We start from the raw sequence: 20,878 nt of genomic DNA, 5'->3' as shown, positions 1-20,878 counted from the left end.
GCGTCATCAACAGAGATTGATCACGCTTCAGACCATGCTGAGAGGCTGCTTCACGCCTTTGGTGATCCCACCAAAGGCGATCAGACGCTAAAGCCAGCGTCGCGTGCGCGCGGCGTAGGCGGGGTAGCTCTCTGGGAAGCGGGTGCGGAGATAGGCTTCCTCCTTCCGCACCACGAGCCAGTCGAGTGCCAGGAAGGTGGCGCCGACGGCGAGCCAGGCCCAGAGCGTGCCCCAGCTGAGCGCCACGCCGGCGAGGAAGAGCAGGAAGCCGAAATAGATCGGGTTCCGGCCGAAGCGGTAGGGGCCGGCGGCCACGAAGGCGCTGTCTGGCTTGTCCGGCCGTGGGTCGTTCCCGGCGCGGACGAGCACCAGCAGCGCCCAGCCCACCCAGCCCATGGCGAGGAAGATCACCATGCCGCCCAGCGCCACCGCGGGCGGGCCGAGCTGCACCGGGAGCAGCTTCTGCATGCCCCAGGCGAGGGCCAGCGCCACCGCCACCATCACCGGCGGCGGGACGCGCACGCCGGGGCCGTGATCCGCCTCAGGCATCGCTCGCCTCCGGCAGCTTCATCCAGGCCGGAACGAGCGGGAGGAGCCGTGCTCCGCCGCATTCCAGCGGGCCCGCGCTCAGCGCCGAAAGCCGCAGCAGCGCGAGGCCCCGGCCTTCACGGCCGGAGCGCATCTCACCCACCTCCGCGGCGCCTTGGGTGACGGGCGTGCCGCGCGCGGGGAGGGGGCCCTCCACGGCGACGGGCACGAGGCGGCGCTTCACCAGGCCGCGATACTTGGTCCGCGCCGTGAGTTCCTGCCCCATGTAGCAGCCCTTGGACCAGGAGACGCCGTGCAGCTCGTCGAAGCCTGCCTCCAGCAGGACGGAATGCTCGGCCTGCATGTCGCGCGAGCCGTCGGGCAGGCCGAGGCTTAGGCGATGCGCGTCATAGGCGTCTTCCGTCGCGTCGGCGGGGGCTGGAGTGGCGGTCATCCAGCGCCAGCCGGCCTCGGGTAGGCGCGGATCGGGGGTGGCGCCGGCGGGCATCGCGGCCCCGCCCCAGCCGGCCTGCACCACCCAGCCCGCCAGCGGCGCCATGGCCACCTTGGAGCGCAGGCGGAAGCGCAGCAGCTTCTGCATGAGCATCCCGGCCTGTTCCGCCTCGGCGTCGATGAGCAGGCGGTCGGCCTCGGCGGTCAGGAAGAAATCGGCCAGCCACTTGCCCTGCGGCGTCAGCAGGGCGGTCCAGACGGCGCGGCCGGGGGCGGCCTCGGTCACGTCGTTGGACACCAGGCCCTGGAGGAAGGCGAGGCGGTCCTCGCCGGTCACTTCGAGGACGGCGCGGTCGGTCAGGGTGGCGATCGGCATGGGGAGGCATGTGGCGGCTTCCGCCGGGGGGTTCAAGCGGCCCTCTTTCTGCTAGAGGCTCCCCCCGTGCGCATCCTGTTCATCACCTCCACCCGCATCGGCGACGCCGTGCTCTCCACGGGCCTGCTCGACCATCTGCTGCGCGAGAACCCGGGCGCGGCCGTGACCATCGTCTGCGGGACGGTGGCGGAGGGCGTCTTCGCCCGCATGCCGGGGCTGGAGTGCATCATCCCCGTCACCAAGCGGCGTTGGTCCCTGCATTGGCTGGAGCTGTGGCGCCAGGTGGCCTTCCGGCGCTGGGAACTGGTGGTGGATTTGCGCGGCTCGGCCATCGCCTGGACGCTGCTGGCGAAGAAGCGCGCGGTGATGAAGGGCGGCCGCCGCTCCGGCCACCGGCTGCTGCACATCGCGGAGACGCTGGGCGTGACGCCCGCGCCGCGCCCCGTCGCCTGGTTCGGTGAGGCCGAGGCGGCGCGGGCGGCCGCGCTGCTGCCGGGCGGCCCCTGGCTGATTCTGGGGCCCACCGCCAATTGGCGGGTGAAGATGTGGCCGGCCGAGCGCTTCATCGCGCTGGCCCAGAAGCTCACCGGGCCGGGTGGCCTGCTGCCGGGCGCGCGCCTCGCCATCCTGGGTGGGCCGGGCGAGGCGGAGCGGCAGATGGCCGAGCCCGTGCTGGCCGCCCTGCCGGAGGCGCTGGATCTGGTGGGCCAGCTTTCCCTGCCCGAGGCGGCGGCGGTGCTGGCGCGCGGCGCGCTCTTCATCGGCAATGATTCCGGGCTGATGCATCTCTCGGCCGCGACCGGCGCGCCGACGCTGGGCCTCTTCGGCCCCACACCGGCCAGCGAATACGCCCCCGTCGGCGCCCGCGCCCAGGCCGTGCTGGCCAAGGGGCCGCCGGCGAATACGCCCATGCAGCGCCTCGCGGTGGAGCAGGTGGTGGAGGCGGCCTCGCGCGTGCTGGCGCTGCCGGTGCCGGCATGAGGCTCTCCGCCCTCGTCGTCGCGCGCAATGAGGAGGCGCGGCTGCCCGCCTGCCTCGCGACACTCGGCTTCGCCGATGAGATCGTGGTGGTGCTGGATCGCAGCACGGATGCGAGTGCCGGGATCGCCCGCGCCGCGGGTGCAGTGGTGCTGGAGGGCGGCTGGACGCTGGAGGGCGAGCGCCGCAATGCCGGCATCGCCGCCTGCTCGGGCGACTGGATCCTGGAGGTGGATGCCGATGAGCGGGTGCCGCCGGAACTGGGTGCCGAGATCCGCGCCGTCATCGAACGCAGCAGCGCTGCCTTCCACCGCGTGCGCATCGACAATTACGTGGGCGAGCGGCTGATCCTCCATGGCTGGGGCGGCAGCTTCGGCACCACGCTGAAGCCCATCCTGTTCCGCCGGGGTGCGAAGCATTGGCGGGCGCAGCGCGTGCATCCGGGCCTCGACTGGAACGGGAGCGAGGGCGGGCGGCTGACGGCGCATGGCATCCGTCACGAGCTGGATCGCGACATCTCCGACATGCTGCGAAGGCTCGACCGCTACAGCAGCGCCAAGGCGGCGGACCTGCTGGCCGAGGGCGATATCGGTACGCTCGGCAATAATGTGCGGCGCTTCATCTCACGCACCTTCAAATGCCTGATCGGGCGCAAGGGCTACAAGGAGGGCGGCTGGGGGCTGCTCATCGCGCTCTGCGCGGGGCTCTTCCCGCTGCTCTCCTACCTCAAGGCGAAGCTGGAGCCGGAGCGGCATCGGCCGTGAAGATCGTGCTGGCCAATGAGGGGCCGCGCATCGAGGCGGATGCGATCGGTCAGCGGCCGCTGGGTGGCGTGGAGACGGCGGTGGCGCTGCTCGCGCAATCCTTCGCCCGGCGCGGGCATGAACTGATCCTGCATTTCGAGGGCGAGCGCGCGGCGCTGCCGGAGCGCGCGGATCTGGTGATCGCAACCCGCGTGCCGCGGCTGTTCCGCGAATTGCCGCAGGGGCGGCGCGTGCTCTGGCTGCACAATCCGGCGCGCTACCTGAACAAGCCCCGCCATGCCTGGCCGCTGCTGCTGGCGCGGCCGGCGCTGGTGACACTGGGGCCGCATCACACGGCCACGCTGCCGCGCTGGCTGCCCGGGCTGCGCGCTGAGATCCCGCTGGCTGTGGCGCCGCCCTTCGATGCCTCGACGGCCGAGCGCGCGGCGCCGCCGCCGGTCGCGATCTTCACCTCCAACCCGCTGCGGGGGTTGGATGAGCTGGCGAGGCTCTGGCCGCACATCGGATGCGGGGAGCTGCATGCCTATTCGGGGGCGGCGACCTATGGCGATGACGCGCGCCTCGCGGCGCGGGCGGCGCCTATCCTCGCGCGGGTCGGCGCGGTGGCGGGCATCTCCCTCTTCGATCCCCTGCCGCGGCCGGAGCTGCTGGCCCGCCTGACCGAGGCGCGCTGCATGCTCTACCTGGGCGACCCGGGCGAGACCTTCTGCCTCGCGGTGGCCGAGGCGCAGGCGGCCGGCCTGCCCTGCGTGGTGATGGATCGCGGGGCTGTCGCCGAGCGCATCGAGGATGGCCTGACCGGCATCGTCGCCCGCAGCGAGGCAGCGTTCGTCGAGGGCGCGCGGGCGTTGCTCCGCGACGACGCGCTCTGGCTGCGCATGCATCGCGCGGCACTTGCGCGCGGCCCGGGGCCCAACTGGACCGACGTGGCACAGGCCTTCGAGGCTCTCGCATGAGCCACGCCCCTTCGATCCGCCTGGCCAACATCATGGCCGGCGCGCCGCAGGGAGGCGCCGAGGCCTTCTACGAGCGGCTGACGCTGGCTTTGCATCGCGCGGGCGAGGAGGTGCTGCCGGTCATCCGCCGCGATGCGGGCCGCGCGCAGCGGCTTGCCGAGGCTCGCCCGGTGGAGCTGCGCTTCGGCGGCGCGCTCGACATCCTCACGCCGATGCGCCTCAACCGCATCCTCACCGACTGGCGGCCGCGCGTGGCGATGGCCTGGATGAACCGCGCGGCGGGCATGACGCCGCGCGGCGAATGGACGCTGGTGGGCCGCCTCGGCGGCTATTACGACCTCAAGTACTACCGCCACTGCGACCACCTGGTCGGCAACACGCGCGATCTGCGCCGCTGGATCATCAGCCAGGGCTGGCCGGAGGAGCGCGTCCATTTCCTGCCCAACTTCGCCAGCGACTTCGCCGGCGTGGCCCCGGCGCCCGGCCTGCAGCTTCTGGCCATGGGCCGCCTGCACGCGAACAAGGGCTTCGACACGCTGATCCGCGCACTGGCGCTCGTGCCCGGCGCCCATCTCAGCATCGCGGGCGAGGGGCCGGAGCGCGCGGCCCTCGAAGCCCTGGCGCGGGAATGCGGCGTGGCGGACCGCCTGAGCCTGCTGGGCTGGCGCGAGGACACCGGCGGGCTGCTGGCCGGCTGCGATCTGTTCCTCTGCCCCTCGCGCCATGAGCCGCTCGGCAATGTGGTGCTGGAGGCCTGGTCCGCCGCGCGGCCCGTCATTGCCGCCGCCGCGCAGGGGCCATCGGAGCTCATCCAGGATGGCGAGACCGGGCTGCTGGTGCCGGTGGATGCGCCCGAGGCCCTGGCGCAGGCGATCCGCGCCCTGCTGGCGGAGCCTGAGCGCGCCGCGCGCCTGGCGGCCATGGGCCGGGCCGCCTTCGAGCGCGACTTCGCCGAGGCGACGGTCCTCGCGCAATGGCGCGATTTCCTGCACAAGGTGCAGCGATGAGGAATCGATAGATGTGCGGCCTCGCCGGCCTCGCGCTGCGCCCGAACGCCCAGGCACCCGAGGGCGCGCTGGACGCCATGGTCGCGGCCCTCGCCCATCGCGGCCCCGACGGCTCGGGTCAGCATGTGGCGGGTGCGGTGGCGCTCGCGCATACCCGCCTCTCGATCATCGATCTCGTCACCGGGGACCAGCCGCTTTTCGCGGGCGGTGCCGCGCTGGTCGCCAATGGCGAGGTTTACAATTACCGCGAGCTGCGTGAGCAGAACCAGCTGCTCTGCGCCACGCAATCGGATTGCGAGCCGCCGCTGCATCTCTATCGCCGCGATGGCCTTGCTTTCGTGGACCATCTGCGCGGCATGTACGCCATCGCGCTGCATGACCGCCCGGCGCGCCGCCTCGTGCTGGCGCGCGATCCCTTCGGCATCAAGCCGCTCTACATCGCCGAGACAGAGGCTGGCATCGCCTTCGCCTCCGAACCGCAGGCGCTGATCGCGGGCGGCTTCGCCGAGGCGCGCATCCGCCCCGAGGCGCGGGACGAGCTGCTCCAACTGCAATTCACCACGGGTGCGGAGACCATCTTCCAGGGCATCCGGCGCCTGTTGCCCGGCGAGAGCCTGACGATCGCCGATGGCAAGGTCGTCGAGCGGCATCGCCGCGCCGCACTGCCGGAAGGTCCGCCGGAATCCATCGGTGAGGACGCGGCACTGGCCCGTCTCGACGCCGCGCTGGAGGAGAGCGTCACGCTGCACCAGCGCAGCGACGTGCCCTATGGCCTGTTTCTCTCGGGCGGCACGGACAGTGCCGCCATCCTCGCCATGATGGCGCGCCTGAACGAGAAGCCGGTGAAGGCCTTCACGGCCGGCTTCGACGTGAAGGGTGCCGCCGATGAACGCGGCGCCGCCCGCCGCGCCGCGGAAGCGGCCGGCGCCGAGCATGTCGAGGTCATGGTCGATGAGGCGATGGTCTGGCGGCATCTGCCGGAGATCGTGGCCTGCATGGATGACCCTGCGGCGGATTACGCCATCATCCCCACCTGGTTCCTCGCGCGCCGCGCGCGGCAGGAGGTGAAGGTCGTGCTCTCCGGCGAGGGCGGCGACGAGATCTTCGGCGGCTATGGCCGCTACCGCTCCGCCATGCGGCCCTGGTGGCGCTGGGGCCGCGCCATGCGCGCGCGCGGCACCTTCGACCGTCTGGACGTGCTGCGGGCCGAGCCGCGCTTCTGGCGCGACGGCATCGCGGCGGCCGAGAGCGAGGCCGCGCAAGGCGGGCGCACGCGGCTGCAAGCGGCGCAGGCGCTGGACGTGGCGGATTGGCTGCCCAATGACCTGCTGACCAAGCTTGACCGCTGCCTGATGGCGCATGGCGTGGAGGGGCGCACGCCCTTCCTCGATTCCGGCGTGGCGGCAGCCGCCTTCCGCCTGCCCGATGCGCTGAAGGTGCGGGACAACCAGGGCAAGTATCTGCTGCGCGCCTGGCTCGCGAAGCATTTCCCGGCAAGCGAGCCCTTCCGCCCGAAGCAGGGCTTCACCGTCCCGGTCGGCGCCTGGATCGAGCGCCAGGCGGCGACACTCGGCCCGCTGGTCGCGCGCCAGCCCGGCATCGCGGAGATCTGCAAGCCCGGCCGCGTCGAGCAGGTCTTCCGCCATGCGGGCGAGAAGAAGCCGGGTGCCGCCGCCTGGCACCTGCTCTTCTACGCGCTCTGGCACCGCCGCCACATCGAGGGCGTCGCGGCCGAGGGCGACGTCTTCGATTACCTGGCGTAGCTCACTCGCCGATGTTCAGCAGCGCGCCGCGCGTGCGCGCCTGCTGCAATTGCCGCATGAACAGCCAGGCCGTGCCGGCGAGCCAGAGCGCATTCAGCGCATAGGCCGCGGCGAGGTGCCCCCAGGCGACGCGCCCTTCCATCAGCGCCGCGCGCATCCCCTCGAAGACATGCGCCGCCGGCAGGGAGAGGGCGATGGGTTGCAACCAGCCGGGCAGGGTGCTCACCGGGTAGAAGACGGCCGCGAAGGGCGCGATGCCGAAGAGCACGGACCAGGCGAGGCTTTCGGCGCCCGCGCCATAGCGCAGGATGAGCGAGGTGCAGCCCAGCGCCACCGCCCATCCCATCAGGATCAGCGCCGTGAAGAACAGCACCATGGCCGGCCCCATGTCGAAGACGTTGAAGGCATAGAGCAGCCAGGCGAGCAGGATGGCCGGCACCACGCCGATCAGCGTCCGCAGCACCGACATCGCCATCAGCCCGGCCACCAGTTCGCCCGGGCGCAGCGGCGAGACGAAGATATGGCCGAGGTTGCGCGACCAGATCTCCTCCAGGAAGGAGATGGAGAAGCCCATCTGGCTGCGCAGCGCCGCCTCCCAAAGCAGCACGCCGCCCAGCAGCACGCCGGCCGCGGCACTGGCCACGTTGTTCTGCACGCCGGCGAGATAGGTCGTCATGAAGCCCCAGACGATCATCTGCAGGATCGGCCAGTACATGAGTTCGATCACGCGCGGCGGGGAGCGCCGGTAGAGCGCGAGATGCCGATAGACGAGGCCCCAGACGCGGCGCAGCGAGTCCGTCATGCGGCTTCCCCCACGCGCGTGCCCCGCGCGATGTCGAGAAACACCTGCTCCAGATCCTCGCGCCCGTAGCGGGCGACGAGGTCGGACGGCGCGCCCTCATCCACCACGCGGCCCTGCTTGAGCATGAGCACATGGCCGCAGAGCCGCTCCACCTCGCCCATATTGTGGCTGGCGAGCAGGATCGCGCAGCCCGTCGCCTCCCGGTAGCGCTCGATGCCGGTTCGCACCCAGTCGCCCGTATCGGGGTCGAGGCTCGCGGTCGGTTCGTCCAGCAGCAGAAGTTCGGGCGTGTTGATCAGCGCCTTGGCGAGTGCGACGCGCGTCTTCTGCCCCGCCGAAAGCTCGCCGGCCGGCCGGTCGATGAAATCGGTGAGCTGCAATTCCTCCGCCAGTTCGGCGATGCGGCGCTTCAGGCCCGCCACATTGTAGAGATGGCCGTAGACGGTCAGGTTCTCGCGCACCGAGATGCGGTGCGGCAGCGAGATATAGGGGGATGAAAAGTTCATCCGCGCCAGTGCCGCGAAGCGGTCCGTCGCCATGTCGTGGCCGAGGGCCGTGATCCGCCCCGATGTCGGCACCAGCAGGCCCAGCAGCATCGCGATGGTGGTGGTCTTGCCCGCCCCATTGCCGCCGAGCAGGCCGAGCGTCTGCCCGCGGGCGAGGGTGAAGCTGAGCCCATCCACCGCCGGCGGGCGATCCGCGGCGTAGGATTTCACGAGATTCTCGACGATCAGGGCCTGGGTCACCTCCCGCATATGCGACCCCCCGCGCTGATCGTCACCCCCTCCACGGTTTTCGTTGACAGCGCGCGGCCCCGCCAGGGAGGCTCGCGGCGGAGATCGCGGCCCCAAGCCAGGCCACGACCCGGGAGAGACACGCCATGCATCGCCGCAGCCTGCTCGCGGGCGCCAGCCTCGCCATTCCCGCCTTCCAGGCCAGCGCGCAAGCCTGGCCGACGCGCGAGATCCAGCTCGTCACCGGCTTCGGCCCCGGCGGCGGCACGGATGTGGTGGCGCGATCCATCGCAGCCCATATGGAGCGCGCGCTCGGCGTCAGCGTCATCGTGCGCAACACGCCGGGCGCCGGCGGCACGCTGGGCCCCGCGCGCATCGCGGCCTCGCGCCCCGATGGCTACACCTTCGGGCTCGTCGGCCTCTCCGCGCTGGTCGTGGCGCCACTCACGATGGAGGTGCCCTACCGGCCCTTCGAGAGCTTCGACATCCTGGGCACGACCTCCGAACTGCGGATCGGCTTTCCGGTCGGCCCCTCCATGCCGAATGTGCGCAGCCTCGCCGATTTCGTGGCCGAGGCACGGCGCCGGCCGGTCACCTTCGCCAGCACCAATCCGGGTTCGGCGGTCGCGATGTTCGAGTTCCAGCGCCTTGCGCGGTTCGAGATGAACTACATCCAGTTCGGCAGCATCACCGATGCGGCCGCACAGGTGGCGGGCGGCCATATCGACACCTACACCGGCACGCCGGAGATGATCGGCCTCGTGCGCTCCGGCAATCTGCGCATGCTGGCGAGTGCGAGCGTGGATCGCTGGCCCGAATTCCCCGAGGTGCCGACGCTGATCGAGCAGGGCTTCGAGACGGCGACCCGCCAGCCCATCATCTGGGCCGGCCCCGTGGGCCTGCCGCCGCCGATCCGCGAAAGGCTGGCGGATGCCCTGCTCAGCGCCGCGCGGGCGCCCGAGGTGCAGGCGCGGCAGAATGGCGCCAGCATCGCGACCCGCGTGCTGGATGGCGCGGAGACATCCGCGCTCATCCAGCAGGTGCGCCCCGGCGTGGAGGCGGCGATCCGCGGCTCGGGCGTCGCCCGCCGCGCCGGGTGAGGCTTAGAGCATTTTCAAGCCAAGCAGCTTTGCTTGGCGACTCGGAAAATGCGTGAAAACAACGTGCTGGAGCCGTTTCACCGTCTTTGCTTGCGGTGAAATGGCTCTAGCCGCGCAAGCTGCGCGCGGCCTCCACCATGCGTTGCAGGGCGGGGCGCACCTCCTCCCAGCGGCGGGTCTTGAGCCCGCAATCGGGGTTCACCCAGAGGCGATCGGCCGGCAGCCGCCGCGCCGCGAGGCGCAGCAGGTGCTCCATCTCCGCCGCCTCGGGCACGCGCGGCGCGTGGATGTCATAGACGCCCGGCCCGATCTCGTTCGGATAGGCGAAATCCACGAAGGCGGCGAGCAGCTCCATCCGGCTGCGCGCCGTCTCGATCGAGATCACGTCCGCATCCATCGCGGCGATGCGCGTCATGATGTCGTTGAACTCCGAGTAGCACATGTGGGTGTGGATCTGCGTCTCCGGCCGCACGCCGCTGGCCGCGATGCGGAAGCAGGTCACCGCATCGGTCAGGTAGGCGTCCCATTCATCGCGCCGCAGCGGCAGCCCCTCGCGGAAGGCGGGCTCGTCGATCTGCACGATGGGGATGCCGGCGGCCTCCAGATCGGTCACCTCGTCGCGGATGGCGTAGGCGAGTTGGCGGCGCACCACCGCGCGCGGAATGTCGTCCCGCACGAAGGACCATTGCAGCATGGTGACCGGGCCGGTCAGCATGCCCTTCATCGGCCGCGCGGTCATGGCCTGGGCGCGCCGCGCCCATTCCACCGTCATCGGCGCGGGGCGCGAGACATCGCCGAAGATCACGGGCGGCTTCACGCAGCGCGAGCCATAGCTCTGCACCCAGCCATTCTTCGTGACCGCGAAGCCCGCGAGGAAATCGGCGAAGTGCTCCACCATGTCGTTGCGCTCGAACTCGCCATGCACCAGCACGTCGAGGCCGATTTCCTCCTGCCAGCGGATCGCCTCCGCCATGCGCTCGGTGAGGAAGGCGTCATAGCCCGCCTCCGTCACCTCGCCGCGCTTGCGGGCGGCGCGGGCGGCGCGGATCTCGGCGGTCTGCGGGAAGCTGCCGATGGTGGTGGTGGGGAAGGCGGGCAGACGCAGCCGCGCCTGCTGGGCCATGCGCCGCTCGTCGAAGGGCGCGCGCGCCGCATCCTCGGCGCGGCCGGCGGCGAGGCGCGCCGCCACGGCCGGATCATGCAGCCGGCGCGAGTTCCGCTTTGCCGCCTGGCGCGCATCGCTCGCCGCGAGCTCGGCCGCGATGGCGCCGCGCCCGGCGGTCAGGCCGCGCGCGAGGATCGCCACCTCCTCCAGCTTCTGCCGGGCGAAGGCCATCCAGCCGCGCAGCTCGGGGTCGAGCCCGGTCTCGCCCGCGAGGTCCACCGGGCTGTGCAGCAGCGAGCAGGAGGGCGCCACCTGCAAGAGCTCGAAGCGCCGCGCGGCGGCGGCGGCGCGGAGCAGCTGGAAGGCGCGGGAGAGATCCGTCGCCCAGACATTGCGCCCATCCACCACGCCGAGCGAGAGCATCATGCGCGGCGGGGCGTGGCGCAGCGCGACCTCCAGCATGCGCGGCGCGCGCACCAGGTCGAGATGCAGGCCCGCGACAGGCAGGGTCAGCGCCGTTTCGAGATTCTCGCGCAGGTCGCCGAAATAGGCGGCGAGCATGATCGAGAGGCGCGGTGCCGCGCCGGCCAGCACCAGATAGGCGGCGCGCAGCGCGGTGCGTGCGGCGGGCGCGAGATCGAGCGCGAGGCAGGGCTCGTCCATCTGCACCTCGCGCGCGCCCGCGGCTTGCAGCCGCCGCAGCGTCTCGGCATAGAGCGGCAGCAGGCTGCCCAGGAGCTCCAGCGGATCGCCCTTGCCCTCCGCCATCTTGCCCAGCAGCAGGAAGGAGACGGGGCCGAGCAGCACGGGCCGCGTCAGGATGCCCTGCGCCTTCGCTTCCTCGAAAGCCTCGACGGCCGGGAAGCCGGTGGCGACGAAGGCCTGGCCCGGGCGGAAGACGGGCACGAGGTAGTGGTAGTTCGTGTCGAACCACTTGGTCATCTCCAGCGCCGGCGCGCCGGGGGCGATGCCGGCCGCCTGCTCGGCCGCCGTGCCGCGGGCCCCGCGGGCGAGGGCGAAGCGCGTGGCGAGCGAGACGGGCTCGCCCGCGCGCCAGCCATAGCCCTCCGGGATCACGCCGAAGGCGCAGGCGTGGTCGAGCACGTGGTCATAGAGCGCGAAGTCGTTGCTCGGCGGCACGGCGATGCCGGCCGAGCGCTGCAGGGCCCAGTGGCGGGCGCGCAGCTCGGCCGCGGTGGCGCGCAGCGCGGCCTCATCGGCTTGGCCCGACCAATGGGCCTCGAGCGCGGTCTTGAGTTCGCGCCGGAGGCCCATGCGCGGGAAACCGAGATTGTAGGCGGTCATGTGTTGTCATCCCTGAGACGAGGTCCGGGCGTGGCGCGGCCTTCGCCGTTCGCCCTGTGCGGGGCGGGCGGCGGATCTGGCCCCGCGATCGCGGGGGCTGCGTCAGCGCACCGGGTGTGGCGGAAGGTGGCGAAGGGCCAGCCGCTCCTGCGCCGCGCGGCGGATCACGGCGCGTTCCGCGGCCGAGGCCTGCATCCAGCGGGTGATCTCGTCACGGCTGCGGCCGCAGCCGAGGCAGATGCCCGCCGCATCCAGCGCGCAGAGCTGCACGCAGGGCGAGGCGGGCGCCTCGGCCTGGCCAAGGGGGGCTGGCATGGCGGTCAGCCCTGGAGGGGGCCGGGACACCGCCAACGGCCGGGGCCGGGTCTGGGGATGGGCGTTCGGGCGCGGTGAAGGCGCATGGTCAAGTCTCCTGTCCGGCGGCACCCCGCGCCGGGATTGGGTGGGTCGATGCGCTGGCAGGTCTCCTGGCTCACGGGTCGTCGCCGGCCCTGCCGCCTTCCCAGGGGATGAACCCCAGTGGCGCGCCCCGAAGCGGGGCGAAGCAGGGTCAGCTCACCGCTGACAGTTGCGGGGGCAGCCGCCGACTTGGCCTGGCCTCCCTGGCGGGGAGGGGGCCGCACGGCGTTCCCTTTTCACCGGCTCGCGCCGGACCAACGCAATATCAACATATCCTTATGTCATGTGGCGTCAAGCACAACTTCGCCGCATGCGGTTCGCGCCGCCATGCGCGCGGCGCTGCGGTGCAGGATCGCGTGCTTCTCCGCGGGTTCCGCCGCCGGCCAGCGCGCGATTTCCGCGCCGGTGCGGCCGCAGCCGGCGCAGATCTGCGCTTCGAGGCGGCAGAGGTTGCGGCAGGGGGAGGGTGGGGCATCGCGCAAGCGGCAACTCCTGAGGAACCACCCGGCGGCTGCGGCCTTGGGCCGCTTGCCGCCATCCTTCCCCAAGCCGATGCCCCGCGTCCAGCGCCCGTCTTGCGCGCGGCGCGGGACGCGTCAGATTGGCGCCTCGTTCGACGGAGACTTCCATGCCCCATTACGATCTCATCCTGCGCGGCGGCCAGGCCGTGCTCCCCTGGGGCATCGAGCCGCTGGACATCGGCGTGCGCGATGGCCGCATCGCCGCCATGGGCAGCCTGCGCAATGCCGAGGCCACGCAGGAGGTGGATTGCCGCCACCTGCATGTGCTGCCCGGCCTGATCGACGCGCATGTCCATCTGCGCGAGCCGGGCGACGCGGCCGTCGAGACCATCGCGACCGGCACCAAGGCCGCGGTCCTGGGCGGCCTCGCCGCCGTCTTCGACATGCCCAACACCGCGCCCTCCATCACGGATTCCGCGCAGCTTGCCTGGAAGCGGAAATACGTGGCCGAGGTCGCGTATTGCGATGTCGGCCTCTATGTCGGCGCGTCCAAGAAGAACATCCCCGACCTCGCTTCGCTGGAGCTGGAGGAGAATGTCTGCGCGGTGAAGGTCTTCGCCGGCTCCTCTACGGGCGATCTGCTGATCGAGGACGATGCGAGCCTGGAAGCCGTGATGCGCTCCGGCCGGCGCCGCATCTGCTACCACTCGGAGGACGAGTATCGCCTGCAGGCGCGCAAGCCCAACTACAGCTCGGGCATGCCGCACCGGAACCACATGGAGTGGCGCGACGTGGAATGCGCGCTGCTCGGCACCAAGCGCCTCATGGCCATCGCGCGCAAGACCGGCCGCCCCGCCCATATCCTGCATGTGAGCACGGCGGAGGAGCTCGCCTACCTCGCCGACTACAAGGATATCTGCTCGGTCGAGGTGCTGATGAACCACCTGACCCAGACCGACGAGGCCTATGACCGCCTGGGCGGCTATGCCGTGATGAACCCGCCCATCCGCGACCAGCGCCATCTGGAGGCCGCCTGGGCCGCCGTGCGCAACGGCACGGTGGATGTGGTGGGCAGCGACCATGCGCCGCATTCCCGCGCGGCGAAGGAGCGCCCCTGGCCCGACACGGCGGCGGGCCTGACCGGCATCCAGACCATCGTCCCCGTCATGCTCGACCATGTCAGCGCCGGGCGCCTCAGCCTCATGCGCCTCGTGGACCTGATGTGCGCCGGCCCCGCGCGCATCTACGGCGCGGTGAACAAGGGCCGGCTGGCCGTCGGCTACGACGCCGACTTCACCCTGGTGGACATGGCGAAGTCGCGCGAGATCACGAATGACTGGATCGCGAGCCCCTGCGGCTGGACGCCCTTCGACGGCTATCGCTGCCAGGGCTGGCCGGTCGGCACCATCATCCGCGGCCATGTCGCCATGCGCGAGGATGAGGTGCTGGGCGGCCCCATCGGCAAGCCGGTGAACTTCCGCTGAAGCCACGCGCATGCGCATCGGCATCCTGCAATGCGGGGAGATCCCCGAGGCGCTGATCCCCGCCCATGGCAGCATGGGCGGGATGATGCGCCGCCTCCTCCCGCCCGGCCGGGACGCGACGCTGCATGACGTGACCACCGCCCTGCCCGAGAGCCCGACCGCCTGCGACGCCTGGCTCGTCACCGGCTCGGCCGCCGGCGTCTATGACGACCTGCCCTGGATCGCGCCGCTCAAGCAGTTCCTGGTCGCCGCGCGCGGCCGCGCGAAGCTGGTCGGCATCTGCTTCGGCCACCAGGTGATGGCCGAGGCCTTCGGCGGCCGCGTGGTGAAATCCGACAAGGGCTGGGGCATCGGGCTGCACCGCTATGCGGTGACGGCGCCCGCCCCCTGGATGGATGGCGCCGCCCCCATCCGCATCGCCGCCTCCCACCAGGACCAGGTGGTGGCGGCGCCACCCGGCGCGCGGGTGACGCTGGCCAGCGATTTCACGCCGCTTGCCGGGCTCGACTACGGCGATGCCATCTCCTTCCAGTGCCACCCGGAATTCACGGCGGATTTCTCCATCGCCCTGCTGGAAGGCCGGCGCGAGATGCATGGCGCGGCCGGCGAGGCCGCCATCGAATCGCTCCGCATCCCGGATGACGCGCCACGCATGCGCGGCTGGATCGCCCGCTTCCTGGAGGGTTAGGGCTCCATCCGCGGCAGTGCGCACCGCATTCCCTCGCCTTGACTTCGTCCCGCCCGCTAAATACGTCAAACGGCATCAACTCCAAGGGAATGCGATATCCATGCCGTCGATGGCGTTGCGTCTCTGTGTCCCGGCCCTCCTTCTGCTGACCGCTTGCGTGCCGGAGGCGCGGCCTGTCGCAGGGCTGGTGAGGACCGGCGCCGGATTTGACATGCGGGGCGCGAACCCCTGGCAGCAGGCGACGCGCGGCCAGACGGCGGGCCAGCTGCAGGCCCTGGGCGTGGCCAGCGGCCCGGCCGATCTCCGCGGCGTCTGGAACGGCCGCTACTTTTGCGGATCCGAGCGGTATGCCGGGCAGCTCGTCATGCCCGACGGGCGCGGCGCAGGGCTGTTCCGCTTCGCCGCCGCGTCGGGCGAGACGGGCAGCTATGAGGTGCGCGTCTCGGCCACCGACCGCAGCGGCAGCGGCCTGCGCGTGGACCCGGTCCGTTGGATCGAGCCTGGCGGCACGACGCCGATGCGTGGCTTTGTCGGCGGGGCGCGGCCCGATGCGCCGCTGCGTGCCCGATTCGATGACCGCAGCTGCGGCCATCTCGAGCTGACCCGCAGCCGCGCCGCCGATGTGGGCGAGACCTTGGCCGCGGCCTCCGCCGCCTTACAGGGCAGCGCCGGCGGACGCGGCGCCATGCCGGCCCTGGCGGCGCCGCGCGGCGATGCGCCCGCCCCCGGCTCCGCCAACCGGGGCGAGACGCTGGACGCCGCCGCCGCGCGCGCGCTGCTGGAGGGCCGGACGGTCCGGTTGATCCGGGCGACCGGCGATCCGGCCCTGCCCGCCACCTGGTATCTGGGCGGTCGCCAGATCTACGAGACCGGCGGCATGTCGCGTTCGGCGCTGGAACTCCCGAACCTCAGCCTGCAGGAGCGGGATTATCGCTGGGAGGGCAACCGCTTGTGCCGCCAGATCTCGGGCAGCTTCCCCTGCGTCGAGCTGGAGCGCCTGGGCGATGGCCGGATCGCCGTCGTGGATACGCGCAGCCGTCGCGTCATCTACTATGTCGAGGGCACGCAACCGGGTGACACCTTCCAGCTCGCCGCCTTGCAGGCCCGCCGGAACCGCGAATGGGCGGCGCTGCCCGCGGCCGAGCGGCGCAGGATCCTGGAGGAGCGCGAGCGCATGGCCCTGATGATCGAGGACACGATCATCGACGCACTGACGGCCCCGTCTCTGCCCTCCACGCCAATGGTGCAGCGGCTCGAGGAGCGCAATTTCTGCCGCGCCAACAACCCGAACTGGCGGCACTGCTGACGGCCCGTCCGGATGGCCCGTCAGGGCGTGCGCTCGGCCATCGGCTCGATCCGCGGCAGCAGGTCGCGCGGGATGCCGGGCCACCAGGCCGTGCGGTTCGCCTCCTGCGCGGGCGTCAGATAGACGGGCCCATCCACCACGCCGCGCTGCAGGGGCACGCTGGCCGGCGGCGTCACCCAGCAATCCACGCGCCCCAGGCTCGGCGTGCAATAGGGCGGCGGCCCGGGCGGCGGCGGTACCGGCGCGCAATAGCTCATCCCCCGGTCCAGCCGCACGATCGAGCAATCCCGCCCGCTCAGCCCCGAGACCAGGATGTCCGGCACGCCACGCCCCACCAGCGTGATGGAGGCGACGCTGGCCGCGCCCGCGATGGCGAGGCTCGTCGTGTCGCAACCCGCGAGCGGGAGCGGGGCGGCCAGCAGGGCGATGACGGGAAGGGCGGCGCGCATCCGGCCCAGGATGGACCGCGGGAGTTACCGGCGGGTGAAGGCGCGCGGCCCGAGATTTCACCCCAGGGCGATCATGCTCTATACCGCAGGGCCCCCGCTGCGGGGACTCTGAACCAGAAGGCGCGTGACCTTGCCGGATTTGATTGACGAAGTGGATGAGGAGCTTCGCGCCGAACGCGCGAAGAAGCTCGCCCAGCGCTATGGCGGCCTTGCCACCGGCGTTCTGCTGCTGGCCATCGCCGGCATCGGCGGCTGGGAGGGCTGGCGCTGGTATGAGCGGCGTGAGGCCGCCCAGGCCGGCCAGGCCTTCCTGACCGCGACGCGTGACGCCGCCGCCGAGGGCGCCGATCTCCGCGCCTCGGCCGAGCGCTTCGCCGGCCTCGCCCAGGGCGCGCCCGCCGGCTACCGCACGCTCGCCCGCCTGCGCGCCGCCGCCCTGCTCGCCGAGACCGGCCAGCTCGACCCCGCGCTGGCCGCCTGGGAGGCCATCTCCCGCGACAATGAGGTGGACCCGCTCTATCGCGACCTCGCCACCGTGCTCTGGGGCCTGCATGCGCTGGATGCGGGCGACGCCGCGCAGATCGAGGCGCGCATGACGCCGCTCGCCACCCCCGGCGCCCCCTGGCGCGCCTCCGCGCAGGAGGTGCTGGCGCTGGCCGCCCTCAAGCGCGGCAACACCGAACAGGCCCGCCGCGCGTTGCAGGCCGTGCTCGCCGATGCGGCCACGCCGCAGGGCCTGCGTGACCGCGCAAGCCGCCTGCTGCAAGGATTGGGAAGCTAGATGCAAGACCGCACCCCTTCGCGCGGCGCCCTGGGCCGCCGCGCCGCCCTGCTCGGCAGCGCCACGCTGCTCGCCGGCTGCGACACGATGCGCGACTGGTTCGACGCCGCCCTCGGCCAGACCAAGACGCCCTTGCCCGGCGAGCGCATGCCCGTCATGGCGGTGGAGCGCGGCCTCGCCGTGGATTCCTCGGCCGCCGGCCGCCCCTTCACCCTGCCGCCCGCCGCGCTCAACACCGAATGGCCGACGGCCGGCGGCAATGCCGGCCACGCGCCCGGCCATGTCTCCCTCCCGAGCCCCATCGGCCAAGTCTGGAACACCTCCATCGGCTCGGGCACCGGATACCGCCAGCGCCTCACCGCCTCCGCCCGCGTGGTGGGCGACACCCTCTTCGCCGTGGACGCCTTCGGCTGGGTGACGGCGGTGGATGTGGCCCGCGGCGGCCGCCGCTGGCAGACCGACACCCGCCCCCGGCGCGACCGCGACGGCGCGGTGGGCGGCGCCATCGCCTACGCCAATGACACGCTCTACTGCGCGACCGGCCTCGCCGAGATCATGGCGCTCGACCCCGCCTCGGGCGAGATCCGCTGGCGCGCCGCACTCCCGGCCCCCGCGCGCGGCGGCCTCACCGTCGCGGGCAACCGCATCCTGGTGCCGACCATCGAGAACCAGCTCCTCGGCCTCAACGCCGAGGACGGCGCCCGCGCCTGGACCTTCCGCGCCACCCCCGTCCAGGCCATGCCGCTCGGCCTGCCCAGCCCGGCCGTCGAGGGTGACGTGGCCGTCGGCGGCTTCCCCTCGGGCGAGGTGGTCTGCTTCCGCATCGCCGATGGCCGCGTGCAGTGGAGCGAGAGCCTGGGCACCAGCCGCGGCGGCGTCTCCATCGCCGATATCGGCGCCATCACCGCCCTGCCTGTCATCGACCGCGGCCGCGTCTTTGCCGTCGGCATGGCCGGCGCCTCCACCTCGCTCGACCTGCGCTCCGGCCGCCGCGTCTGGGAACGCGAGGTGGGCGGCACCCAGACCCCCTCCGTTGCGGGCGACTGGATGTTCATGCTGACCCGCGCGGGCTCCCTCATCTGCATGACGCGCGACGAGGGCCTGGTGCGCTGGATCACCCCGCTGCCCGCCTTCGCCAATGAAGCCCGCAACCGCGACCCGATCTCCTGGGGCCCGCCCGTGCTGGCCGGCGGCCGCCTGCTCATCACCGGCAGCCATGCGCAGCTCTTCGAGGTGAATGCCGAAAACGGCGACATCCTCGCCCGCTCGCGCATCCCCGATGGCAGCAGCCTGCAGCCCGTGGTGGTGAACAACAGCGTGTATCTCATCACCGATGGCGGCAACGCCGTGGCCCTGCGCGGGGTCGGCTGATGCGCCGCGTTTCCCATGGCGCGTGACCCGGAAAACCCGGCGCGCCACCGCGACACCTCCGGCCTGCCCGTCGTCGCCATCCTCGGCCGGCCGAATGTGGGCAAGTCCTCGCTGTTCAACCGCCTCGTCGGCCGGCGCATCGCCATCGTGGACGACACGCCCGGTGTCACGCGCGACCGCAAGGAGGCGGAGACGCAGATCGCCGGCCGCAACATCCTGCTGGTGGACACCGCCGGCCTTGAGGAAGCCGCGCCCGAAACCCTCTTCGGCCGCATGCGCGCGAGCTCCGAGGCCGCCCTCGAGCAGGCCGATGTCGCGGTCTTCGTGGTGGACGCCAAATCCGGCATCACGGCGTCCGACCGCGCCTTCGCCAATTGGCTGCGCCGCGCGCGCCGGCCCGTCATCCTCGTCGCCAACAAGGCCGAGGGCCGCGGCGGCGCCCAGGCCGCGCTGGAAGCCTATGAACTCGGCCTGGGCGACCCCATCGCCGTCTCGGCCGAGCACAATGAGGGCATCGCGGGCCTGATGGAGGCCATCGGCGAACACCTGCCCGAAGAGGTGCCCGAGCCGGAGGAGGGCGAGGCCAAGCTCTTGCGCCTCGCCATCCTCGGCCGCCCCAATGCCGGCAAATCCACGCTGCTGAACACGCTGCTGGGCGAGGAGCGCATGATCACCGGCCCCGAGCCCGGCCTGACGCGCGATGCCATCGCCGCCATCTTCCAGGACGAGGCCGGCCCCATCCGCATCGTGGACACGGCCGGCATGCGCAAGCGCGCGCGCATCACCCACCGGCTGGAGGAGATGTCCGTCGCTTCCTCCATCGCGGCGCTGCGCGAGGCGGAGGTTGTGATCCTCGTCCTCGACGCCAATCTCGGCCTCGAAGAGCAGGACATCCGCATCGCCCGCCTGGCCGAGCGCGAGGGCCGCGCCGTCGTCATCGCGCTGAACAAATGGGATGCGGTGGAAGACCGCGCCGCCGCCCGGAACCGGATCGCCGACACGCTGGAAACCTCCTTGAACCAGCTGCGGGGCATCGAGGTGGTGACCATCTCGGCCGCCACCGGCGCCGGCGTGGACAAGCTGATGCCCGCGGTGCGCCGCACCCATGAGCGCTGGAACCGCCGCATCGGCACCGGCGCGCTGAACCGCTGGTTCGCGCAGATGCTGGAGCGGCACCAGCTGCCCCTGGTGGACGGCAAGCGCCTGAAGCTGCGCTACGCCACCATGCCCAAGGCGCGCCCCCCCACCCTGGTGCTCTTCGGCACGCGGGCCGAGCTTCTGCCGCTCGACTACCAGCGCTATCTGCTGAACGGCTTCCGCGAGGAATTCGACATGCCGGGCGTGCCCATCCGCCTGCAATTGCGCGGCACCGAAAACCCCTACGCCGAAGAGACGGACTGAGCGCCCTCACGGCATGGCGAGCCTGACGGAGCGCGGGATGTGGCGCCTTCCGGTCGCGGCGCTGAAGAGCCGGATATAGGTGCGGCCCATCTTGCGCCACCAGCGGCGGAAGCGGCGGGGCTCCGGATCTTCGAATTTGCGTTTGAACAGCTCGACCAGGGTTTTGGACAAATCGGGGTCGGGCAGCAGCCAGGGCGGCCCAGGTAGGGCTTCGAGAAGCTGCAACCGCCGCGCCAGCACAATGATGCGCAATCCGACGAGCTTCGCGGCCCGTCTGGCGCCCCGGAAGATCAGCCGGCGGAGCTGCTGGAGCGGATGGCGCGGCCCCAGGTCATGCAGCGCCTCCAGCAGATGCTCCCAGAAGCCGCCATGGCTGAGCCTGCGGAAATGGCGCGAGACAGTGCCGGGTGGGCCGTAGCGTTCGGGCAATTCCCGCCAGGGGGCGTCGGTGGAGAGCAGGAAGAGGATGGCGTTCATGCGCTCGCGCAGGTCCACGAGCTTGCGGCCTGCGGGGCTGGCCTTTTGCGCCAGGACATAGGGGCGCAGGGCGTCCCACTGGCGGTCTGAGAGGGCGGAGAAGGGGACGCGCTGTTGCATCCCAGGAAACTATACCTAATCAGGGTGAAAAGTCAAGGAACTCGGGGAGCCACGGGCTCCCCGAACCCCT

Annotated in this window: 21 protein-coding genes and 1 riboswitch; of the genes, 12 read left to right on the top strand and 9 right to left on the bottom strand. The window is 71.8% G+C overall.

Features of this window, described 5'->3' with window-relative positions:
• Positions 1-87: 87 nt before the first annotated feature.
• Both KTR66_RS16365 and KTR66_RS16360 read right to left on the bottom strand, forming a co-directional pair.
• Entirely contained in the window at positions 88-549 is a 462-nt protein-coding gene (locus KTR66_RS16365) for an isoprenylcysteine carboxylmethyltransferase family protein (RefSeq protein WP_213614304.1), read from the bottom strand.
• Positions 542-1,357 carry a folate-binding protein YgfZ gene (locus KTR66_RS16360; protein ID WP_213614303.1) on the bottom strand — a complete coding sequence of 272 codons (816 nt, stop codon included), beginning with the start codon at positions 1,355-1,357 and terminating at the stop codon, positions 542-544. The genes KTR66_RS16365 and KTR66_RS16360 overlap by 8 nt, the downstream gene beginning before the upstream one ends.
• 66 nt (positions 1,358-1,423) lie before the next feature.
• Here KTR66_RS16360 and KTR66_RS16355 point away from each other — a divergent pair, with 66 nt between their 5' ends.
• Genes KTR66_RS16355 through asnB form a run of 5 tightly spaced genes read left to right on the top strand, consistent with a single transcriptional unit; the run spans position 1,424 to position 6,825 of the window.
• Complete coding sequence (locus tag KTR66_RS16355; RefSeq protein WP_213614301.1) at positions 1,424-2,338, top strand: glycosyltransferase family 9 protein; 915 nt, start codon at positions 1,424-1,426, stop codon at positions 2,336-2,338.
• Complete coding sequence (locus tag KTR66_RS16350; RefSeq protein WP_213614299.1) at positions 2,335-3,099, top strand: glycosyltransferase family 2 protein; 765 nt, start codon at positions 2,335-2,337, stop codon at positions 3,097-3,099. The genes KTR66_RS16355 and KTR66_RS16350 overlap by 4 nt, the downstream gene beginning before the upstream one ends.
• Positions 3,096-4,055 carry a glycosyltransferase gene (locus tag KTR66_RS16345; RefSeq protein WP_213614298.1) on the top strand — a complete coding sequence of 320 codons (960 nt, stop codon included), beginning with the start codon at positions 3,096-3,098 and terminating at the stop codon, positions 4,053-4,055. The genes KTR66_RS16350 and KTR66_RS16345 overlap by 4 nt, the downstream gene beginning before the upstream one ends.
• Entirely contained in the window at positions 4,052-5,062 is a 1,011-nt protein-coding gene (locus KTR66_RS16340) for a glycosyltransferase (RefSeq protein WP_249732192.1), read from the top strand. Before KTR66_RS16345 ends, KTR66_RS16340 begins: the two co-directional genes overlap by 4 nt.
• An 11-nt stretch (positions 5,063-5,073) precedes the next feature.
• Positions 5,074-6,825 (top strand): asparagine synthase (glutamine-hydrolyzing), encoded by a 1,752-nt coding sequence (gene asnB, locus KTR66_RS16335; RefSeq protein ID WP_213614296.1) that lies wholly within the window; start codon positions 5,074-5,076, stop codon positions 6,823-6,825.
• A 1-nt stretch (position 6,826) separates the two neighbouring features.
• Here the strand turns inward: asnB and KTR66_RS16330 are convergent, their stop codons facing one another.
• Positions 6,827-7,627 (bottom strand): ABC transporter permease, encoded by an 801-nt coding sequence (locus tag KTR66_RS16330; RefSeq protein ID WP_213614294.1) that lies wholly within the window; start codon positions 7,625-7,627, stop codon positions 6,827-6,829.
• Entirely contained in the window at positions 7,624-8,382 is a 759-nt protein-coding gene (locus tag KTR66_RS16325) for an ABC transporter ATP-binding protein (RefSeq protein WP_213614292.1), read from the bottom strand. Before KTR66_RS16325 ends, KTR66_RS16330 begins: the two co-directional genes overlap by 4 nt.
• Positions 8,383-8,507: 125 nt before the next feature.
• Between KTR66_RS16325 and KTR66_RS16320 the strand changes: the two genes are divergently transcribed.
• Entirely contained in the window at positions 8,508-9,461 is a 954-nt protein-coding gene (locus KTR66_RS16320) for a tripartite tricarboxylate transporter substrate binding protein (RefSeq protein WP_213614290.1), read from the top strand.
• Between the two features lie 106 nt (positions 9,462-9,567).
• Here KTR66_RS16320 and metE read toward each other — a convergent pair whose 3' ends face one another.
• From metE to KTR66_RS25310, 3 genes are all read right to left on the bottom strand, one after another.
• Positions 9,568-11,871, bottom strand: coding sequence for a 5-methyltetrahydropteroyltriglutamate--homocysteine S-methyltransferase (gene metE, locus KTR66_RS16315; RefSeq protein ID WP_213614288.1), 2,304 nt, complete (start codon positions 11,869-11,871; stop codon positions 9,568-9,570).
• 102 nt (positions 11,872-11,973) lie between these two features.
• Positions 11,974-12,186, bottom strand: coding sequence for a DUF1289 domain-containing protein (locus KTR66_RS16310; RefSeq protein WP_213614286.1), 213 nt, complete (start codon positions 12,184-12,186; stop codon positions 11,974-11,976).
• Positions 12,187-12,310: 124 nt separating this feature from the next.
• Positions 12,311-12,544: riboswitch (cobalamin riboswitch) on the bottom strand.
• A 7-nt stretch (positions 12,545-12,551) separates the two neighbouring features.
• Positions 12,552-12,752, bottom strand: coding sequence for a DUF1289 domain-containing protein (locus KTR66_RS25310; RefSeq protein WP_213614284.1), 201 nt, complete (start codon positions 12,750-12,752; stop codon positions 12,552-12,554).
• Positions 12,753-12,898: 146 nt separating this feature from the next.
• Here KTR66_RS25310 and KTR66_RS16300 point away from each other — a divergent pair, with 146 nt between their 5' ends.
• The 3 genes from KTR66_RS16300 (at position 12,899) to KTR66_RS16290 (ending at position 16,209) form a co-directional block, all read left to right on the top strand.
• Positions 12,899-14,215 (top strand): dihydroorotase, encoded by a 1,317-nt coding sequence (locus KTR66_RS16300; RefSeq protein WP_213614282.1) that lies wholly within the window; start codon positions 12,899-12,901, stop codon positions 14,213-14,215.
• Between the two features lie 10 nt (positions 14,216-14,225).
• The gene (locus KTR66_RS16295) at positions 14,226-14,903 is read left to right on the top strand and encodes a type 1 glutamine amidotransferase (RefSeq protein WP_213614280.1); all 678 of its coding nucleotides are present in this window, start codon (positions 14,226-14,228) and stop codon (positions 14,901-14,903) included.
• A gap of 211 nt (positions 14,904-15,114) precedes the next feature.
• Positions 15,115-16,209: a hypothetical protein gene (locus KTR66_RS16290; protein ID WP_213614278.1), complete on the top strand. Its 1,095-nt coding sequence runs from the start codon at positions 15,115-15,117 to the stop codon at positions 16,207-16,209.
• 20 nt (positions 16,210-16,229) lie between these two features.
• Here the strand turns inward: KTR66_RS16290 and KTR66_RS16285 are convergent, their stop codons facing one another.
• A complete protein-coding gene (locus KTR66_RS16285) occupies positions 16,230-16,658 on the bottom strand; it encodes a hypothetical protein (protein WP_213614276.1) in 429 nt (142 codons plus the stop codon).
• 130 nt (positions 16,659-16,788) lie between these two features.
• Between KTR66_RS16285 and KTR66_RS16280 the strand changes: the two genes are divergently transcribed.
• From KTR66_RS16280 to der, 3 genes are read left to right on the top strand one after another with little or no spacing between them, the layout of a single operon-like run.
• Positions 16,789-17,439, top strand: coding sequence for a tetratricopeptide repeat protein (locus KTR66_RS16280; RefSeq protein ID WP_213614274.1), 651 nt, complete (start codon positions 16,789-16,791; stop codon positions 17,437-17,439).
• Entirely contained in the window at positions 17,440-18,810 is a 1,371-nt protein-coding gene (locus KTR66_RS16275) for a PQQ-like beta-propeller repeat protein (RefSeq protein WP_213614272.1), read from the top strand.
• Between the two features lie 15 nt (positions 18,811-18,825).
• Complete coding sequence (gene der, locus KTR66_RS16270) at positions 18,826-20,211, top strand: ribosome biogenesis GTPase Der (RefSeq protein ID WP_213614270.1); 1,386 nt, start codon at positions 18,826-18,828, stop codon at positions 20,209-20,211.
• A gap of 6 nt (positions 20,212-20,217) precedes the next feature.
• On the opposite strand, the gene KTR66_RS16265 is transcribed toward der, so the two are convergent.
• Positions 20,218-20,808: a transposase gene (locus KTR66_RS16265; RefSeq protein WP_213614268.1), complete on the bottom strand. Its 591-nt coding sequence runs from the start codon at positions 20,806-20,808 to the stop codon at positions 20,218-20,220.
• Positions 20,809-20,878 lie beyond the last annotated feature (70 nt).

The organism is Roseococcus sp. SDR (genome assembly GCF_019083995.1).
GTDB lineage: Bacteria > Pseudomonadota > Alphaproteobacteria > Acetobacterales > Acetobacteraceae > Roseococcus.
The sequence above is the reverse complement of the archived record's forward strand: the minus strand, read 5'-3'. Positions and strand labels throughout refer to the sequence as shown.

Bases quoted from the DNA above. Each gene is read 5' to 3' on its own strand.
- KTR66_RS16365 (WP_213614304.1), bottom strand. From the start codon at position 549: ATGCCTGAGGCGGATCACGGCCCCGGCGTGCGCGTCCCGCCGCCGGTG.
- KTR66_RS16360 (WP_213614303.1), bottom strand. From the start codon at position 1,357: ATGCCGATCGCCACCCTGACCGACCGCGCCGTCCTCGAAGTGACCGGC.
- KTR66_RS16350 (WP_213614299.1), top strand. From the start codon at position 2,335: ATGAGGCTCTCCGCCCTCGTCGTCGCGCGCAATGAGGAGGCGCGGCTG.
- KTR66_RS16340 (WP_249732192.1), top strand. From the start codon at position 4,052: ATGAGCCACGCCCCTTCGATCCGCCTGGCCAACATCATGGCCGGCGCG.
- asnB (WP_213614296.1), top strand. From the start codon at position 5,074: ATGTGCGGCCTCGCCGGCCTCGCGCTGCGCCCGAACGCCCAGGCACCC.
- KTR66_RS16330 (WP_213614294.1), bottom strand. From the start codon at position 7,627: ATGACGGACTCGCTGCGCCGCGTCTGGGGCCTCGTCTATCGGCATCTC.
- KTR66_RS16325 (WP_213614292.1), bottom strand. From the start codon at position 8,382: ATGCGGGAGGTGACCCAGGCCCTGATCGTCGAGAATCTCGTGAAATCC.
- KTR66_RS16320 (WP_213614290.1), top strand. From the start codon at position 8,508: ATGCATCGCCGCAGCCTGCTCGCGGGCGCCAGCCTCGCCATTCCCGCC.
- metE (WP_213614288.1), bottom strand. From the start codon at position 11,871: ATGACCGCCTACAATCTCGGTTTCCCGCGCATGGGCCTCCGGCGCGAA.
- KTR66_RS16310 (WP_213614286.1), bottom strand. From the start codon at position 12,186: ATGCCAGCCCCCCTTGGCCAGGCCGAGGCGCCCGCCTCGCCCTGCGTG.
- KTR66_RS16300 (WP_213614282.1), top strand. From the start codon at position 12,899: ATGCCCCATTACGATCTCATCCTGCGCGGCGGCCAGGCCGTGCTCCCC.
- KTR66_RS16295 (WP_213614280.1), top strand. From the start codon at position 14,226: ATGCGCATCGGCATCCTGCAATGCGGGGAGATCCCCGAGGCGCTGATC.
- KTR66_RS16290 (WP_213614278.1), top strand. From the start codon at position 15,115: ATGCGGGGCGCGAACCCCTGGCAGCAGGCGACGCGCGGCCAGACGGCG.
- KTR66_RS16285 (WP_213614276.1), bottom strand. From the start codon at position 16,658: ATGCGCGCCGCCCTTCCCGTCATCGCCCTGCTGGCCGCCCCGCTCCCG.
- KTR66_RS16275 (WP_213614272.1), top strand. From the start codon at position 17,440: ATGCAAGACCGCACCCCTTCGCGCGGCGCCCTGGGCCGCCGCGCCGCC.
- der (WP_213614270.1), top strand. From the start codon at position 18,826: ATGGCGCGTGACCCGGAAAACCCGGCGCGCCACCGCGACACCTCCGGC.
- KTR66_RS16265 (WP_213614268.1), bottom strand. From the start codon at position 20,808: ATGCAACAGCGCGTCCCCTTCTCCGCCCTCTCAGACCGCCAGTGGGAC.